The following is a 16,382-nucleotide window of genomic DNA, read 5'->3' on the forward strand; positions in this document are numbered from 1 at the left end:
AGTTCCGAAGGCATGAGAAAGGCCGTGCACGAAAGCTCGTGCACGGCCTTTCCGTTCGCTTCAGCCCGGTCTCGCGGGTCCTAGCGGTCCACGATCCGGTCGAACGTCGTGGTGGTGTGCCGCAGATGGGCCACCAGCTCGTCGCCGACCTTCGGCTCGGGAGCGTCGGAGGGGACGAAGAGGATCGACACCTGCATGTGCGGCGGCTCCGCGAACCAGCGCTGCTTGCCGCCCCAGACGAACGGCGCGAGGTTCCGGTTCACCGTGGCGAGACCGGCCCGCGCCACGCCCTTGGCGCGCGGCATGACGCCGTGCAGGGCCTTCGGGGCTTCCAGGCCCACCCCGTGCGACGTACCACCCGCCACGACCACCAGGAAGCCGTCCGAGGCCGCCTTCTGCTGCCGGTAGCCGAAGCGGTCGCCCTTGGTCACCTTCGTGACGTCCAGGACGGCTCCGCGGTACTCGGTGGCGTCGTGGTCGCCCAGCCACAGCCGGGTGCCGATCCGGGCGCGGAAGCGGGTCTGCGGGAACTGCTGCTGGAGCCGGATCAGTTCATCGGCCTTGAGGTGGCTGACGAACATGGTGTGCAGCGGCAGCCGGGCCGCGCGCAGCCGGTCCATCCACCCGATGACCTCCTCGACGGCGTCCGAGCCGTCGGTGCGGTCCAGCGGCAGGTGGATGGCGAAGCCCTCCAGGCGGACGTTCTCTATGGCCTGGTGAAGCTGCGGCAGGTCCTGCTCGCTGATGCCGTGCCGCTTCATCGAGGACATCACCTCGATGACGACACGGGCCCCCACCAGGCCGTACACGCCGTCGACCGACGACACCGAGCGGACCACCCGGTCCGGCAGCGGCACCGGCTCCTCGCCGCGCCGGTACGGCGTCAGCACGAGCAGGTCGCCGCTGAACCAGTCCTTGATGCGCGCGGCCTCGTAGGTGGTGCCGACGGCCAGCATGTCGGAGCCCAGCCGGGTGGCCTCCTCCGCGAGCCGTTCGTGACCGAAGCCGTATCCGTTGCCCTTGCAGACCGGGACGAGTCCCGGGAACTGCTCCTGCACGTGCTTGTGGTGCGCACGCCAGCGCGCGGTGTCGACGTAGAGCGTGAGCGCCATGGCCGGACCCGGAACCTTTCTCGTGGCTGCGGTGGATTCAGAGGGACGTCCCCGAGGGGGTGTACGGGGACGGGTGACGGTGAAGCCTTGTGAAGGCTATGGAACCAGAAGGCGGGACGGGCGGCCGCTCGCCGCTCAGCGCCGCGACATGTAGATGTCGAGCGCCTTGTGGAGCAGCTTGTTCAGCGGGAAGTCCCACTCGCCGAGGTACTCGGCCGCCTGGCCGCCGGTGCCGACCTTGAACTGGATCAGGCCGAACAGGTGGTCCGTCTCGTCCAGCGAGTCGGAGATGCCGCGCAGGTCGTAGACGGTGGCGCCGAGCGCGTAGGCGTCGCGCAGCATCCGCCACTGCATGGCGTTGGAGGGGCGGACCTCACGGCCGATGTTGTCGGAGGCGCCGTAGGAGTACCAGACGTGGCCGCCGACGATCAGCATGGTGGCCGCCGACAGGTTCACGCCGTTGTGGCGGGCGAAGTACAGCCGCATCCGGTTGGGGTCCTCGGTGTTGAGGGCCGTCCACATGCGCTGGAAGTACGACAGGGGGCGCGGCCGGAAGTGGTCGCGGACCGCGGTGATCTCGTACAGCCGCTGCCACTCCTCCAGGTCCTGGTAACCGCCCTGGACGACCTCGACGCCGGCCTTCTCGGCCTTCTTGATGTTGCGGCGCCAGAGCTGGTTGAACTGCTTGTGGACCTCTTCCAGCGAGCGGTTGGCCAGCGGCACCTGGAAGATGTAGCGCGGCTGGACGTCGCCGAAGCCGGCCCCGCCGTCCTCGCCCTGCTGCCAGCCCATGCGGCGCAGCTTGTCGGCCACCTCGAAGGCGCGAGGCTCGATGAAGTCGGCCTCCATGTCGCGCAGCCGCTTCACGTCCGGGCTCTGGATGCCCTTCTTGATGGTCTCCGCGTTCCAGCGGCGGATGATCACCGGCGGGCCCATCTTGACCGAGAAAGCGCCCTGCTGCTTGAGGTGGGCAAGCATCGGCTGGAGCCAGTCCTCCAGGTTCGGCGAGAACCAGTTGATGACCGGGCCCTCGGGGAGGTAGGCGAGGTAGCGCTTGATCTTGGGGAGCTGGCGGTAGAGGACCAGACCGGCGCCGACCATCTCACCGGTGCGCTCGTCGAACCAGCCGAGGTTCTCCGAACGCCACTCCGCCTTCACGTCGGCCCATGCGGGGACCTGCATGTGACTGGCCGACGGCAGGCTCTGGATGTATGCCAGATGCTGCTCGCGGCTGATGGTCCTCAGGGTCAGACTCATGTCGGGGCGCTCCTCGGGCTGGTGTGTCCCCATGGGATCAGGGGCTCCGGCTCTCGCGCCGAAGCCTACTGCGCCCTGCGAGCGCCCCGAATGGGGCGTACAGCACCGGTGTTCCGGCCCGCTGGCGGACCGGAACGTTCCAGGTGCTCGTGATGCCGTCGTGGACGGGCGGCCGGGTGGGGTCAGCCGCCGATGAGGCCGCCGAACAGACCGCCGTTGGCCATGCCGATCAGGAAGCCGACCCCGGAGGCGCCGAGCCCGACGATCAGGCCGAAGCGTTCCCGGGTGGTGATCGAGATCCACTGCCCGTAGGCACCGGTGAGCAGACCGATCAGGCCGGCCCAGGAGGCCACCAGGTGGAGGCCGCCGATGAAGCAGGTGACGAAGGCGAGCACGCCCAGGACGAGCGTCACCACCGTGAGGGTGTCCTGGAGTGGATGGGGCTTGCCGTCGCTGGCGAAGAGGGAGCCGGCGGTGGTCGGTCGCAATGCCTGGGTCATGAGGCACCTCCTGCGGATCGCGGCGCACTGTAGCGCCCTACACACCCGATGTGTACAGATTGCGGGCTCCCAGGGCCGGATTTCAACCGGAAGCGGGTGGGCGGGTAGTCTGTAACGTCTGCACCGGTGTCTGCCCTGGCCCGTGGCGGCCCACTGTGGACGGTTCCTCGCGGAACCTTCGATTGTCAGTGGCGGCCGATACCGTTGCTCACGCATCACGACCCTCCTGCCACGGAACGACCGTGGCCGCTGAGTCCAAAGGAGGTGGGTTCCACATGCGTCACTACGAGGTGATGGTCATCCTCGACCCCGATCTCGAGGAGCGTTCTGTCTCCCCGCTGATCGAGAACTTCCTCTCTGTCGTCCGCGATGGCGGCGGCAAGGTGGAAAAGGTCGACACCTGGGGCCGTCGTCGTCTCTCGTACGAGATCAAGAAGAAGCCCGAGGGCATCTACTCGGTCATCGACCTGCAGGCCGAGCCTGCGGTCGTCAAGGAGCTCGACCGCCAGATGAACCTGAACGAGTCGGTCCTCCGGACCAAGGTCCTCCGCCCCGAGATGCACTGAGCTCTTCCGCTCAGCTGATCTCGGGATTCGAGTAGCAGCAACCAAGCAGCCAGAGCAATCCCGCCGAGAGGTTCCCCCATGGCAGGCGAGACCGTCATCACGGTCATCGGCAATCTTGTCGACGACCCCGAGCTGCGCTTCACCCCTTCCGGTGCGGCGGTCGCAAAGTTCCGCGTCGCGTCCACTCCCCGCACCTTCGACCGTCAGACCAATGAGTGGAAGGACGGCGAGAGCCTGTTCCTGACCTGCTCGGTCTGGCGTCAGGCGGCGGAGAACGTCGCGGAGTCGCTCCAGCGAGGCATGCGCGTCATCGTGCAGGGCCGGCTGAAGCAGCGGTCGTACGAGGACCGCGAGGGTGTCAAGCGCACGGTCTACGAGCTGGACGTCGAGGAAGTCGGCCCCAGCCTGCGCAACGCGACGGCGAAGGTCACCAAGACCTCCGGCGGCGCACGCGGCGGCCAGGGCGGTTACAGCGGCGGTGGCAACCAGGGCCAGGGTGGTGGCGGCTGGGGCGGTGGCTCCGGCAGCGGCAACCAGGGCGGTTCCCAGGCCGACGACCCGTGGGCTTCCGGCGCTCCCGCCGGCGGCAACCAGGGTGGCGGCGGCTGGGGCGGCGGTTCCGGCTCCGGCGGCGGTGGCGGCTACTCGGACGAGCCCCCCTTCTAAGGGCTCGCATCCCACTTCTTGATCACACAGGAGAAACACCATGGCGAAGCCGCCTGTGCGCAAGCCTAAGAAGAAGGTCTGCGCTTTCTGCAAGGACAAGGTCACGTACGTGGACTACAAGGACACGAACATGCTGCGGAAGTTCATTTCCGACCGCGGCAAGATCCGTGCCCGCCGCGTGACCGGCAACTGCACGCAGCACCAGCGTGACGTCGCCACGGCCGTCAAGAACAGCCGTGAGATGGCGCTGCTGCCCTACACGTCCACCGCGCGCTAAGGAAGGGTGACCTACACATGAAGATCATCCTCACCCACGAGGTCTCCGGCCTCGGTGCCGCCGGCGACGTCGTCGACGTCAAGGACGGGTACGCCCGCAACTACCTGATCCCGCGGAAGTTCGCTATCCGCTGGACCAAGGGTGGCGAGCAGGACGTGGCGCAGATCCGCCGCGCCCGCAAGATCCACGAGATCCAGACCATCGAGCAGGCCAACCAGATCAAGGGCCAGCTCGAGGGTGTCAAGGTCCGTCTGGCCGTCCGCTCCGGCGACGCCGGTCGTCTCTTCGGTTCCGTCACCCCGGCCGACATCGCTTCCGCGATCAAGGCTTCCGGTGGCCCCGAGGTCGACAAGCGCCGCATCGAGCTGACCGCTCCGATCAAGACCCTGGGCGCCCACGAGACGTCCGTGCGTCTGCACCCCGAGGTTGCCGCCAAGGTGACCCTCGAGGTCGTCGCGGCCTGATCGCCGTGACCGCTCGGCTCGTTTGAGCTGGTGAGGGGCCGCATCCTTTCGAGGATGCGGCCCCTTTCTCATGCGCTCAGGGCCTTACGGGGGTGGAACCCAGGGCACGTTTCACGTGAAACGGTCAGCGGGTCGCGCCCGTCACGATCCAGCGGCCGGAGCGGGCGCGCAGCCAGAGGGTCACCATCCTGACCGTCATCATCAGCGTCATGGCCGCCCAGATCGCGGTGAGGCCACCGCCCAGGGTGGGCACGAGCAGCGCGACCGGGGTGAAGACCGCCAGCGTGACCACCATGGCCCAGGCCAGGTAGGGCCCGTCACCGGCCCCCATCAGCACCCCGTCCAGCACGAAGACGATGCCGCAGATGGGCTGGGAGAGGGCGACCACCAACAGTGCCGGGAGCGCCACGTCCTTGACCCCGGCGTCACTGGTGAACAGCGGCAGGAACAGCGGCCGCGCGGCCACGACGAGCAGACCGAGGACGACACCGGTGGCGATGCCCCACTGCACCATGCGGCGGCAGGCCGCGCGGGCGCCGGCTGCGTCGTCGGCACCGAGATAGCGGCCGATGATCGCCTGTCCGGCGATGGCGATCGCGTCCAGGGCGAAGGCCAGCAGGCTCCACAGGGACAGCACGATCTGGTGGGCGGCGATGTCGGCGTCCCCGAGGCGGGCAGCCATCGCGGTGGCGATCATGAGGATGGCCCGCAGGGACAGGGTGCGGACGAGCAGCGGTACGCCCGCCTGTGCCGAGGCGCGGATACCGGCGAGGTCCGGGCGCAGAGAGGCCCCGTGGCGCCGCGCACCCCGGACGACCACCCATAGGTAGACGACAGCCATGCCGCCCTGGGCGATCACGGTGCCCCAGGCGGAACCGGCGATGCCGAGCCCAGCGCCGTAGACGAGCACGGCGTTGAGGGCGGCGTTGGCGATGAAGCCCCCGATCGCCACGTACAGCGGGGTCCGGGTGTTCTGGAGTCCGCGCAGCACACCGGTGGCGGCCAGGACGGCCAGCATGGCCGGGATGCCGAGGGCGGAGATACGCAAATAGGTGATGGCGTAGGGCGCCGCGGTGGCGGAGGTGCCGAAGAGGTCCACGATGCCGGGCGCGAGGGGCAGGACGACGGCGATGACGGCGGCGCCGATGAGCAGGGCCAGCCAGATGCCGTCCATGCCCTGGCGGATAGCGGCCCGCAGGTCGCCCGCTCCGACCCGGCGGGCGACCGCCGCCGTGGTGGCGTAGGCGAGGAAGACGAAGATGCTCACCGCGGTGGTGAGGAGCGCGGAGGCCACACCGAGACCGGCGAGCTGTGCGGTGCCGAGATGGCCGACGATCGCGCTGTCGGCCATGACGAAGAGGGGCTCGGCGACCAGCGCGCCGAAGGCCGGCACGGCGAGCGCCACGATCTCCCGGTCGTGACGTCGCCGGGTGGCCTTGGGGATCGCGGGAGCCTGTGTCATGCGCATCAATGTAATCGTCCACAGGTAAGAGATGCAATTGGCATTTGGCCCTTACCTCTGTTTCCGGAGGGCAAGGTTTCGTGCGGCGTTCGAGGTGATCTTGGTCCGACGGGAAAAGTTTTTCTTCTGCACAGCCGGTGGACGGGAAAGGTGCAGGTCAGTGATGTCCTGTCGGGGAGGGCGAGGTCTTGTTCACAGGGCTGTCCACCGGGTCGTGCACAGGTTTCGGGGAGTTCTCCACAGCATATGGACCGTCGTCCACATGGCCTGTGGATAACCAGATTGGCTGACGGTGCCGGGGGGCCTACCGTGGTCCGGCGCCCGCTCCCTCTCCTGGCCGTGGAAACGTCACATATCCGACGCGCCGGAACCGGAGTTGGGCCTCTCATTTTGTCAGTGCCGTGCCGTAGAACAGAGGGCATGGCGAGGTCCGCTCCGGCGGACGGGAGGAGGTGGCTCGGTGAGCATTTCCGAGCCCTTGGACGATCCGTGGGCCGACAGCGGTCCCAGCGATCGTCTCCCCGCCTCCCGACGCCGCGGTGACTCCGGCCGCGGCGGCCGTGACGAGCAGCACGAGCGCGGCCGTGAGAACGGCGGCTGGGAAGGCGGCGGTTCCGCCTTCGAGCGGGTACCGCCGCAGGACCTGGACGCCGAGCAGTCCGTGCTGGGCGGCATGCTGCTCTCCAAGGACGCCATCGCCGACGTGGTCGAGATCCTCAAGGGCCACGACTTCTACAAGCCGGCGCACGAGACGATCTACACGGCGATCCTCGACATCTACGCCAAGGGTGAGCCGGCCGACCCCATCACCATCGCGGCCGAACTCACCAAGCGCGGCGAGATCAACAAGGTGGGCGGCGCCGCCTACCTGCACACCCTCGTCCAGACGGTGCCGACCGCGGCCAACGCCGAGTACTACGCGGAGATCGTCCACGAGCGGGCCGTCCTGCGCCGCCTGGTGGAGGCCGGCACCCGCATCACGCAGATGGGATACGCGGCAGACGGCGACGTCGACGAGATCGTCAACAGCGCCCAGGCCGAGATCTACGCGGTCACCGAGCAGCGCACCAGCGAGGACTACCTGCCGCTCGGCGACATCATGGAGGGCGCGCTCGACGAGATCGAGGCGATCGGCTCGCGCAGCGGCGAGATGACGGGTGTGCCCACCGGCTTCACCGACTTCGACTCGCTGACCAACGGGCTGCACCCCGGTCAGATGATCGTCATCGCGGCGCGTCCCGCCATGGGTAAGTCGACGCTCGCGCTGGACTTCGCACGGGCCGCGTCGATCAAGCACAACCTGCCGAGCGTGGTCTTCTCGCTCGAAATGGGCCGCAACGAGATCGCCATGCGTCTGCTGTCCGCAGAGGCCCGGGTCGCCCTCCACCACATGCGCTCCGGCACGATGACCGACGAGGACTGGACGCGCCTGGCCCGCCGGATGCCGGACGTGTCGGCCGCGCCGCTCTACATCGACGACTCCCCGAACCTGTCGATGATGGAGATCCGCGCGAAGTGCCGCCGCCTCAAGCAGCGCAACGACCTGAAGCTGGTCGTCATCGACTACCTCCAGCTCATGCAGTCCGGCGGCTCCAAGCGGGCCGAGAGCCGACAGCAGGAGGTCTCGGACATGTCCCGTAACCTCAAGCTGCTCGCCAAGGAGCTGGAGATCCCGGTCATCGCGCTCTCCCAGCTCAACCGCGGTCCCGAGCAGCGCACCGACAAGAAGCCCATGGTCTCCGACCTACGTGAGTCGGGTTCCATCGAGCAGGACGCCGACATGGTCATCCTGCTGCACCGCGAGGACGCCTACGAGAAGGAGTCCCCCCGCGCGGGCGAGGCCGACCTGATCGTGGCCAAGCACCGAAACGGCCCCACGGCCACCATCACCGTGGCCTTCCAGGGGCACTACTCCCGCTTCGTGGACATGGCCCAGACCTGATCGACGCCCTCGGCGGAATGCGCTCGACGTGGCCCGTCCCAGCGGGTGGACTGAGCCCATGACGACATGGGACGAAGAGCTGCTTCCGGCGACGCGCCGGGCGTTGACGCATCGGATCGCCGTCGCGCAGGCCGAGGGGCGGGCGCCGTCGCTCGTGGCCGCGGTCGTGCGCGGGGGACGGGCGGTGTGGCACGGGGCCCGGACCTCGGTGGACGGGCACGGGCCGGACGCGGACGTGCAGTACCGGATCGGCTCCATCACCAAGACCTTCACCGCCGTGCTGGTGCTGCGGCTGCGGGACGAGGGCGTGCTCGACCTCGGTGACCCGCTGGAGAAGCATCTGCCGGGCACCGGCGCCGGCGAGGCGACCATCGCCGAACTGCTGGCGCACACCGCGGGGTTGGCGGCCGAGTCACCCGCGCCCTGGTGGGAGCGGACACCGGGCTCGCTGCGCCCCGAACTGAGCGACGTGCTCGGCGAGAAGCCGCTGCTGCACCCGGCCGGGCGGCGCCACCACTACTCCAACCCCGGCTACACCCTGCTCGGCGCCCTGGTGGAGGAACTCCGCGGCGCCCCCTGGGAGCAGGTGCTGCGCGACGAGGTGCTCCAGCCCCTCGGCCTCCACCGCACCAGCGCCCAGCCCGAGGCACCGCACGCGGGCGGCTGGGCGGTGCACCCCTGGGCGGACGCGCTGCTGCCCGAGCCGCTTGAGGACCTCGGCCTGATGGCCCCGGCAGGCCAACTCTGGTCCACCACCGACGACCTCGCCCGCTTCGCCGCCTTCCTGGTCCAGGGGGACGACCGGGTACTGAGCGCCGAGTCGGTACGGGAGATGCGTACCCCCGCCGCGCCGGCCGAGCCCGCGGACATGGTGGACGGCGTCACGTACGGTCTCGGGCTCCAGATCCAGCACCGGGACGGTCGGCTGCTCGCCGGGCACTCCGGTTCGCTGCCGGGCTTCCTGGCGACCCTCACGTTCAGCGTGGCGGACGACGTGGCGGCGGTGGTGCTGGCCAACTGCACCAGTGGCCCCGCGGTGGGCGCGGTGGGCGCCGACCTCGTCCGCATCGTCGCCGAGGCCGAGCCGCGCATCCCCGAGCCGTGGCGCCCCTTGCGTGAAGTCGAGCCGTCGGTACTGGAGTTGGCCGGGCCCTGGTACTGGGGGACGCACCCCTTCGTCCTGCGGGTACTGGCCGACGGCATCACGCTGGGGCCGCTCGCCGGGGGCGGGCGCCGTACCCGGTTCCGGCCGAACGGTGACGGCACCTGGACGGGGCTGGAGGGCTACTACGCCGGGGAGTTGCTGGAGGCCGTACGACGGCCGGACGGAACCGTGAGCCACCTGGACCTCGGGTCGTTCGTGTTCACGCGTCAGCCGTACGAGGAGGGGGCGCCGGTGCCCGGCGGCGTGGACGCGGAGGGCTGGCGGGGGCTCGGCCAGCCTTAGCAGGCCGTGGACGACCGGCCCTGTTTCACGTGAAACAGGGCCCGTCGGGACATCGACCCCGCTGTCAGAGGCTCAGCTTGAAGCCCTCGTGCGAGGCGGTGAAGCCCAGTCGCTCGTAGAAGCGGTGGGCGTCGGGGCGCGTTTTGTCCGAGGTGAGCTGCACCAGGTGGCAGCCGAGGCGGCGGGATGTGTCGACGGCCCACTGGATCAGCTCGCTGCCCAGCCCGCTGCCGCGCTCGTCCGCATGAATCCGGACGGCCTCGATGAGGGAACGGGTCGCACCCTTGCGGGAGAGCCCCGGAATGATCGTGAGCTGGAGCGTCCCGATCACCCGGCCGTCGCGGACCGCCACCACGAGATGTTGGTTCGGGTCGATGTCCAGCCGCTCAAAGGCCGCCAGGTACGGCGCCAGGTCGGCGGGTGACTCGCGCTGGGCGCCCAGGGGATCGTCGGCGAGCATGGCCACGATCGCCGGGATGTCGTCCGAGGCAGCGGGCCTGATATCGAGGTCGGTCATGGCCCGCAGCCTATGCGGCGACGTGCAGCGACTCCACGGCCCTGACCAGCGGGGCGAGTTCGGGGTTCAGCGCCGCCGTGTCCAGCGCCTCGCGCAGCGCCGCGTCGTTGGTCGGACGCGCCTTCTCCAGCAGTTCCAGTCCGGCCTCGGTGACGTTGGTGTAGATGCCCCGGCGGTCGGTGGGGCACAGGTAGCGCTCCAGCAGGCTGCGGTCCTCCAGGCGGGTCACCAGCCGGGTGGTGGCGCTCTGGCTGAGGACGACGGCGTCGGCGACCTGCTTCATCTGGAGATGGCCGCCGTCACCGTCGTGCTGCCTGCTGAGCACGTCGAGCAGGGAGTACTCGCGCACGCTCAGCTCGTGCTGCGCCTGGAGGGCGCGCTCGATGTGCGCCTCGATCCTCCCGTGCAGCAGAGACAGGGCGCACCAGCCCTGCGCGAGGGCGGTGAGCGCGGGGTCCGTCGCTGTCATTGGGTGTTCCTCCGTCCCGGAGCGGCCGACTTCCAGAGTAGAGCACGGCCGCAATATCCAGCGATTGCATTTAACCCGCGTCTGCAACTATTGTGGAGGCACGCAAAGCGCTCCTGCAATCGTTTGGGAAGGTCTACCCCCTCATGCCTCTCGCGCTTCTGGCCCTGGCGATCGGGGCCTTCGGAATCGGGACGACCGAGTTCGTGATCATGGGTCTGCTGCCCCAGGTCGCGGGTGACTTCGGGATCTCCATCCCCACCGCGGGCCTGCTCGTCACCGGCTACGCCCTCGGCGTGGTGATCGGCGCTCCGCTGATGACCGTGCTCGGCACCAAGGTCTCGCGCAAGCGGATGCTGATGGTGCTGATGGGCCTGTTCATCGCCGGGAACCTGCTCTCCGCCGTCGCCCCCGTCTTCGCGGTCATGCTGATCGGCCGGGTGGTCGCGTCCCTCGCCCACGGTGCCTTCTTCGGCATCGGGTCGGTCGTCGCGGCCGAGCTGGTGGCACCGCAGAAGAAGGCCGGCGCCATCGCCATGATGTTCACCGGACTGACCGTCGCCAACGTGGTCGGCGTCCCGCTGGGAACGCTCATCGGGCAGCAGATCGGCTGGCGGGTGACCTTCGGCATCGTCGCCGTCCTGGGCGTCATCGGCCTCGCGGGCATCGCGAAGCTCGTACCCGAGGTGCCCAAGCCCGAGGGCGTGCATCTGCGGCATGAGCTGGCCGCCTTCAAGAACGCCCAGGTCCTGCTCGCCATGGCGATGACCGTGCTCGGCTTCGGCGGAGTCTTCGCCGCCATCACCTACATCGCGCCGATGATGACCCACGTCGCCGGTTTCGCCGACGGCTCGGTCACCTGGCTGCTGGTCCTGTTCGGCCTCGGCATGGTCGGCGGCAACCTGATCGGCGGCAAGTTCGCCGACCGCGCCCTGATGCCGATGCTCTACGTCTCGCTGGGCGCCCTTGCCGTCGTCCTCGCGCTCTTCACGCTCACCGCGCACAACAAGATCGCGGCCGCCGTGACCATCGCTCTGATCGGCGCCCTCGGCTTCGCCACCGTCCCGCCGCTCCAGAAGCGCGTCCTCGACCAGGCGCACGGCGCTCCGACGCTCGCCTCGGCCGTGAACATCGGCGCCTTCAACCTGGGCAACGCCCTGTCCGCCTGGCTCGGCGGCATGGTCATCGCGGCCGGGTTCGGCTACACCGCCCCCAACTGGGTCGGCGCCGTCCTCGCCGCGGCCGCCCTCCTGCTCGCCGTCCTGTCGGCCGCTCTGGAGCGGCGCGACACCAGGACCGGCGCGGCGATCGCCTCCGAGGCGCCCGCCATGCCGGAGCCCGCCCGTCACTGAGGCCGGCCCGGCATCCCCTCCCAGCCCCCGTCCGCGCCGGTGACCAACCCCGGCCCGGGCGGCCCCACCTCAGGAACTTCCAAGGAGACCCCACCATGAGCACCACCACCTTCGCCCCGCTCACCATCGAGGACGCCGAACTGCTCATCGCCACCGCGCGGCGCGCGGCCGAGGACGCCGGTGTGACCGTCAGCGTCACCGTCCTGGACGCCGGTGGCCACCTGCTCGCCTTCCGTCGGGACGACCGGGCCGTGCTGATCTCCGGCGAGACCAGCACCCGCAAGGCGTACACCGCGCTCCAGCTCGACGCGCCGACCGCCGACCTGGTCGACGCCGTGCAGCCCGGCGGCCTCTTCCACACGCTGCCGACCGCGCTGGACCGCCCGCTGCTGTTCATCGCCGGTGGCGTCCCCGTCCACCGCGACGGCCGGCTGATCGGTGCGATCGGCGTCGGCGGCGGTGCGCCGGAGCAGGACCACGGCTTCGCCACCGAGGCCGTGAGCGCCCTCGTCTGAGCGAGCCACGCACACATGACGAAGGCCCCCGTCGCATCGCGGGGGCCTTCGTCATGCGGGTATTCAGCCCGCGGCCACCGTCAGCGGCGCGAACCTCCGGGTCCAGTCCCCCGGCAGATCGGGCGCGCCGAGCATCATGACCGCGTTCGACGCCACCGGTGCGAGCCCCCGCTCCTTCGCCCAGACCAGCAACTCCTCGTGACGCACGTCCACATCGGTGCGCAGCGGTCGGTCGGTGTGGGCCGCGAGCGACTCGACGAGTGCCTTGGCCGTGTCCGTGTCGCGGGCGATCAGGGGGCCGACGACATGGGTCCGCATGTTGGGCCACGCGGCGGCGTAACCGATGATCCGGCCGTCCTCCTCCGCCACGCGCACCTGGTCGGCGAAGGCAGGCAGCCGGGCCAGCACCGGCGTGCGGTCGACGCCGAAGACCTCCGCGTCGAGACGGAGGATCGGCGGAAGGTCCTCGGCGGTCGCGGCCCGCGTCGGCACCGGCGATTCCGCTCCGTCGGGCGTGAAGTGCCCCATGAGCATCTCCGCCCGGCCCACGGTCTTGAAGCCGATCTCCTCGTAGAGCGGCCGGCCCAGGGGGGTGGCGTGCAGGGTCAGCGGTGTGCCGTCCATGGCCGCCACGACGTGCCGCATCAGACGGCGTCCCACGCCCTGGCGGGAGTGACGCTCGGCGACCAGGACCATGCCGATCGCGCTAAGTTCCACCCGCTGCCCGGAGCCGTACTCCGTGACGACGCACGCGGCGACCAGGCCACCGTCGAGGTCGTCGATGCCGTAGCCGTGGCCGGCGGTGAGCAGCAGCCCCCATTTGTGTTCCTCGCGGGGCCATCCCCGGTCCTCGGACAGATCGGCGCAGGCGGTGAGATCGCGCGGAGTCAGACGGCGGATGGGCAGCGCGGCGAGTGAAGAGATCGGCACGCCGGTCAGGCTGTCCGAACCACACCCCGCACGTCCACCGGATTCAAAGACCTCTTACCGCTTCCGGTCAGATTCTCCGTCCGGCAAACCGCTGACATGCAGGGCTGTTTCACGTGAAACAGCACAGTTGACCAACCCGCTGCCGTGGCGGCCAACAGCGTAATCGGACGAAGCTCGCCAAGAGCCGTCTTTCCGAGTAACGGGACGCGGCACCGGCCCACGGTGCCACGCTGCGGAACGAGTGCTGCGGTCCTTCGCCCCGGCGGGGATCACGCGCTTCCGACGGGAGAGCGCAGACCGCCGCAGGAGTGCGAGCGAGGGCACACATGGAAGCTCCGGCCACCCCATCGGGGGACGACGGCACGGCGAACGGCGTCGGCCGACGGCACGGAACCGAGGTGCGACCGGCGCCGCCCCGCGCACAGGCATCCTGGGACGCCCTGCTCATCCGTCGCACGATGGCGGAGATCGCGCCCCTGGCCGACAAGGTGACCTCCTACTTCTACGCCCTGCTCTTCGTCCGCCACCCGGAGCTGCGCCCCCTGTTCCCGCCCGCGATGGACACCCAGCGGGACCGGCTGCTGCGGGCCCTTCCTCACCGCGACAGAGCACATCGACAACACCCCGGTACTCGTCGACCACCTGCGCAACCTCGGCCGGGGCCACCGCAAGTACGGCACCCGGCCCGAGCACTACCCGGCCGTGGGCGCGTGTCTGATCGGCGCCCTGAGCACCTACGCCACCCACACCTGGAACCCGCAGGTGGAGGCGGCCTGGGGCCGGGTCTACGCGACCATCTCCCAGGTCATGATCGAGGCCGCGGAGACGGACGGGCGGGACGCTCCGCCCTGGTGGCACGCCGAGGTCGTGACCCACGACCTGCGGACGCCCGACGTCGCCGTGATCACGCTGCGCCCCGACCAGCCGTACCCCTTCCTGGCCGGGCAGTACGCGAGCGTCGAGACCCACTGGTGGCCGCGCGTCTGGCGGCACTACTCCTTCGCCTGCGCACCCCGCGCCGACGGCCTGCTCACCTTCCATGTGCGGGCGGTCCCGGCCGCGACACTCTGCTCCGGCTGCGACAGGCCCACCCCTGGATATCCGTCCGCTCGGTCATCGACCGGGAGGACCGCCATCTGTACGACGCCGTGCGGGCGGGCGGCCCCTGGCGGGACTACGACGCCTATCTCTCCGGCCCGCCCGGCATGATCCGCAGTGGTGTCTCCGCGTTGCGGGCGCTCGGTGTCCCGCATACGCCACGATCCGGTCGAGGACCTGGTGGTCATCGGCTCCTGAGCCATCAGGCTCCGGTCAGCCGAGGTCGGGGGCGTGCATGGCGCGGACGCCTTCGATGTTGCCGTCCAGATAGTGCCGCAGCGACAGCGGGACGAGGTGGACGGAGGCGATGCCGACCCGGTTGAACGGGATGCGGACGATCTCGTACTCCCCGGCCGGCTCCTCCACTTCGGGGCCATGGCGGAGCGAGGGATCCATGGACTCCAGGCGGCAGACGAAGAAGTGCTGGACCTTCACCCCGGTCGCGCCGCCGTCCTCGCCGATGTGCTCCACGGTGTCCACGAAGCAGGGCACGACATCGGAGATCTTGGCGCCGAGTTCCTCGTACACCTCGCGGTGCAGGGCGTCGACGACGGTCGTGTCCTCGGGTTCGACCCCGCCACCGGGGGTGACCCAGTAGGGATCGACGCCGGGCTTGGTGCGCTTGATCAGGATCAGGTCGTCACCGTCCAGCAGAACGGCACGGGCGGTGCGCTTGACCACGGGTCGGACGGTCATGGGAACAATGTGGCCCGACCGGTTCCACGTGAAACATCGCGGGCGGCTCCGGCCTCACCACGGGGAGACATTCGCGGAGAAATGCCCGCTCAGCACCACCGCGAGGCGGCCCGCTGAAGCCACTCGTGCGCCCGGGCGACATGCGGCAGCGCGAGCGAGCCGGTGCGCACCACCAGGAAGTAGGTCCGCAGCGGCGGCACGGCCGGGTCGTGCAGCAGGACCACCTCGGCCCGGTCGAGCGCGGCGGCGCACAGATAGCGCGGCAGCACCGCGAGCCCCGCCCCCGAGGCAGCACAGGCCAGCACCGCCCGCAGGTCCGGCACGATGACCGTGCCCGAGGCGCCCGGACGCGTGTCGAACACGGAGACCCAGTAGCGCGAGACGAAAGGCAGCGACTCGTGGACCTCCACCACGGGCAGGTTCTTCAGCGCGGCCGCCCCTGTCCGCCGCAGCGCGTCCGGCCCGATCCGCTCGGCCCAGCGTGGGGCGGCGACCAGCACATGCTCCTCGTCGCAGAGCGGGCTCGCGCTCAGCAGGGCGCCGCGCGGCCGGACCGTACTGATGGCCAGCTCGTGATGGCCCGCCGCCAGCCCTTCCAGGACCTCCTCCGCCGTGCCGAAGGAGGCGCGGAGGGCGAAGCCCTGGCCGTCGGCGCCGGTCAGCTCGGCCAGGGCGGGCAGGGCGCGCTCGGTGGTGAACTCCGGAGGTCCGGCCAGATGCAGGGTGCGCAGCGAGGACTCGTCGTCCAGGCCGCTCTCGGCTATCTCGACCAGGGCGTCGAGATGGGGCGCGGCCTTGTGGGCCAGTTCGTCGCCGATGGTCGTGGGGGTCACCCCGCGCGCCTGCCGCAGGAAGAGGGGGCGGCCGAGCTGGCGCTCCAGCGTGCGGATCTGGGAGGTGACAGCCGGCTGGGACAGGCCCAGCAGCGCGGCGGCGCGGGTGAAGGAGCCGGCCCGGTGCACGGTGACGAAGGTCCGCAGCAGGGCCAGGTCCATTGCGGGGTCCCCTTTCCCTGCCTCCTCGGGCAGGCCGGGCAGGCCCCAACTATAAATAAGTCGATAGGTCTCTGTCGTTACCGTGATTGGACACTGACGCAGGGTCAACTAGCCTTGTTC

At 69.9% G+C, this 16,382-nt stretch carries 17 protein-coding genes and 1 pseudogene; 9 read left to right on the forward strand and 9 right to left on the reverse strand.

Features of this window, described 5'->3' with window-relative positions; genetic code table 11:
- Positions 1–80: 80 nt before the first annotated feature.
- The 3 genes from OG448_RS15565 to OG448_RS15575 form a co-directional block, all read right to left on the reverse strand.
- On the reverse strand, positions 81–1,112 hold the full coding sequence (locus OG448_RS15565) for an alanine racemase (RefSeq protein ID WP_030806068.1): 1,032 nt from the start codon (positions 1,110–1,112) through the stop codon (positions 81–83).
- 135 nt (positions 1,113–1,247) lie between these two features.
- Complete coding sequence (gene femX / locus OG448_RS15570; protein ID WP_030806071.1) at positions 1,248–2,369, reverse strand: peptidoglycan bridge formation glycyltransferase FemX; 1,122 nt, start codon at positions 2,367–2,369, stop codon at positions 1,248–1,250.
- A gap of 182 nt (positions 2,370–2,551) precedes the next feature.
- On the reverse strand, positions 2,552–2,869 hold the full coding sequence (locus OG448_RS15575) for a hypothetical protein (protein WP_405554416.1): 318 nt from the start codon (positions 2,867–2,869) through the stop codon (positions 2,552–2,554).
- Positions 2,870–3,144: 275 nt separating this feature from the next.
- Between OG448_RS15575 and rpsF the strand changes: the two genes are divergently transcribed.
- From rpsF to rplI, 4 genes are all read left to right on the forward strand, one after another.
- Positions 3,145–3,435, forward strand: coding sequence for a 30S ribosomal protein S6 (gene rpsF / locus OG448_RS15580; protein WP_003975025.1), 291 nt, complete (start codon positions 3,145–3,147; stop codon positions 3,433–3,435).
- A 78-nt stretch (positions 3,436–3,513) separates the two neighbouring features.
- Entirely contained in the window at positions 3,514–4,101 is a 588-nt protein-coding gene (locus tag OG448_RS15585; RefSeq protein ID WP_405554418.1) for a single-stranded DNA-binding protein, read from the forward strand.
- A 40-nt stretch (positions 4,102–4,141) separates the two neighbouring features.
- On the forward strand, positions 4,142–4,378 hold the full coding sequence (gene rpsR / locus OG448_RS15590; protein ID WP_003949403.1) for a 30S ribosomal protein S18: 237 nt from the start codon (positions 4,142–4,144) through the stop codon (positions 4,376–4,378).
- 17 nt (positions 4,379–4,395) lie between these two features.
- A complete protein-coding gene (rplI, locus tag OG448_RS15595) occupies positions 4,396–4,842 on the forward strand; it encodes a 50S ribosomal protein L9 (protein ID WP_030806085.1) in 447 nt (148 codons plus the stop codon).
- 124 nt (positions 4,843–4,966) lie between these two features.
- Here the strand turns inward: rplI and OG448_RS15600 are convergent, their stop codons facing one another.
- Positions 4,967–6,304: an MATE family efflux transporter gene (locus OG448_RS15600; RefSeq protein ID WP_405554421.1), complete on the reverse strand. Its 1,338-nt coding sequence runs from the start codon at positions 6,302–6,304 to the stop codon at positions 4,967–4,969.
- Between the two features lie 460 nt (positions 6,305–6,764).
- On the opposite strand from OG448_RS15600, the gene dnaB reads away from it, so the two are divergent.
- Together dnaB and OG448_RS15610 are read left to right on the forward strand one after the other, a co-directional pair.
- On the forward strand, positions 6,765–8,246 hold the full coding sequence (dnaB, locus tag OG448_RS15605) for a replicative DNA helicase (RefSeq protein ID WP_030806092.1): 1,482 nt from the start codon (positions 6,765–6,767) through the stop codon (positions 8,244–8,246).
- Positions 8,247–8,304: 58 nt separating this feature from the next.
- Entirely contained in the window at positions 8,305–9,693 is a 1,389-nt protein-coding gene (locus OG448_RS15610; protein ID WP_405554423.1) for a serine hydrolase domain-containing protein, read from the forward strand.
- 64 nt (positions 9,694–9,757) lie between these two features.
- Here OG448_RS15610 and OG448_RS15615 read toward each other — a convergent pair whose 3' ends face one another.
- On the reverse strand, positions 9,758–10,210 hold the full coding sequence (locus tag OG448_RS15615; protein WP_405554424.1) for a GNAT family N-acetyltransferase: 453 nt from the start codon (positions 10,208–10,210) through the stop codon (positions 9,758–9,760).
- 10 nt (positions 10,211–10,220) lie between these two features.
- Positions 10,221–10,679 carry a MarR family winged helix-turn-helix transcriptional regulator gene (locus OG448_RS15620; protein ID WP_405554426.1) on the reverse strand — a complete coding sequence of 153 codons (459 nt, stop codon included), beginning with the start codon at positions 10,677–10,679 and terminating at the stop codon, positions 10,221–10,223.
- Between the two features lie 143 nt (positions 10,680–10,822).
- Here OG448_RS15620 and OG448_RS15625 point away from each other — a divergent pair, with 143 nt between their 5' ends.
- A complete protein-coding gene (locus OG448_RS15625; RefSeq protein WP_405554428.1) occupies positions 10,823–12,028 on the forward strand; it encodes an MFS transporter in 1,206 nt (401 codons plus the stop codon).
- A gap of 95 nt (positions 12,029–12,123) precedes the next feature.
- Positions 12,124–12,543: a heme-binding protein gene (locus OG448_RS15630; RefSeq protein WP_405554429.1), complete on the forward strand. Its 420-nt coding sequence runs from the start codon at positions 12,124–12,126 to the stop codon at positions 12,541–12,543.
- 63 nt (positions 12,544–12,606) lie between these two features.
- Here the strand turns inward: OG448_RS15630 and OG448_RS15635 are convergent, their stop codons facing one another.
- Positions 12,607–13,473 carry a GNAT family N-acetyltransferase gene (locus OG448_RS15635; RefSeq protein ID WP_405554430.1) on the reverse strand — a complete coding sequence of 289 codons (867 nt, stop codon included), beginning with the start codon at positions 13,471–13,473 and terminating at the stop codon, positions 12,607–12,609.
- A 326-nt stretch (positions 13,474–13,799) separates the two neighbouring features.
- Here OG448_RS15635 and OG448_RS15640 point away from each other — a divergent pair.
- Positions 13,800–14,769, forward strand: a pseudogene (locus OG448_RS15640) (globin domain-containing protein).
- A 15-nt stretch (positions 14,770–14,784) separates the two neighbouring features.
- On the opposite strand, the gene OG448_RS15645 reads toward OG448_RS15640, so the two are convergent.
- Together OG448_RS15645 and OG448_RS15650 are read right to left on the reverse strand one after the other, a co-directional pair.
- Positions 14,785–15,267 (reverse strand): NUDIX domain-containing protein, encoded by a 483-nt coding sequence (locus tag OG448_RS15645; RefSeq protein ID WP_391297133.1) that lies wholly within the window; start codon positions 15,265–15,267, stop codon positions 14,785–14,787.
- An 89-nt stretch (positions 15,268–15,356) separates the two neighbouring features.
- A complete protein-coding gene (locus tag OG448_RS15650; protein WP_405554433.1) occupies positions 15,357–16,262 on the reverse strand; it encodes a LysR family transcriptional regulator in 906 nt (301 codons plus the stop codon).
- Positions 16,263–16,382 lie beyond the last annotated feature (120 nt).

This window comes from Streptomyces sp. NBC_01171 (assembly GCF_045039805.1).
GTDB lineage: Bacteria > Actinomycetota > Actinomycetes > Streptomycetales > Streptomycetaceae > Streptomyces.